The following is a 613-nucleotide window of genomic DNA, read 5'->3' as shown; positions in this document are numbered from 1 at the left end:
GCGGCCGGCCGCACGTTCCGGTCGTAGCCGCCGGCCCCGTTACCCCGAACACGATAACGACATCACTCCATTGGAGGAGCACCCCGATGACTCACCCGACGCATCCCGCCGCCGCCCTCGAGCCGATCGAGACCGCCAGCCGCGACGAACTGCAGGCGCTGCAGCTCGAGCGCCTCAAGTGGTCGCTGCGCCACGCGTACGACAACGTCCCGCACTATCGCCGCACGTTCGATGCGGCGGGCGTGCATCCGGACGACCTGAAGTCGCTCGCCGATCTCGCGAAATTCCCGTTTTCGACCAAGAACGATTTGCGCGACAACTATCCGTTCGGGCTGTTCGCGGTGCCGCGCGAGCAGGTCGTGCGCGTGCACGCGTCGAGCGGCACGACGGGCAAACCGACGGTGGTCGGCTACACCGCGCGCGACATCGATACCTGGGCGAACGTCACCGCGCGCTCGATCCGCGCGGCCGGTGGCCGCCCGGGCGACACGCTGCACAACGCCTTCGGCTACGGGCTCTTCACGGGCGGTCTCGGGATTCACTACGGCGCGGAACGGCTCGGCTGCATGGTCGTGCCGATGTCGGGCGGCCAGACCGAGAAGCAGGTGCAGCT

At 68.7% G+C, this 613-nt stretch carries 1 protein-coding gene; it reads left to right on the top strand.

Translation table 11 applies throughout. The features are described from left to right. Nucleotides 1-86: 86 nt before the first annotated feature. The coding region (locus BTE28158_RS32335) for a phenylacetate--CoA ligase (protein WP_477021231.1) at nt 87-613 on the top strand (527 nt) is incomplete at its 3' end.

It is taken from the genome of Burkholderia diffusa (assembly GCF_902499115.1).
GTDB lineage: Bacteria > Pseudomonadota > Gammaproteobacteria > Burkholderiales > Burkholderiaceae > Burkholderia > Burkholderia diffusa.
The sequence above is the reverse complement of the archived record's forward strand: the minus strand, read 5'-3'. Positions and strand labels throughout refer to the sequence as shown.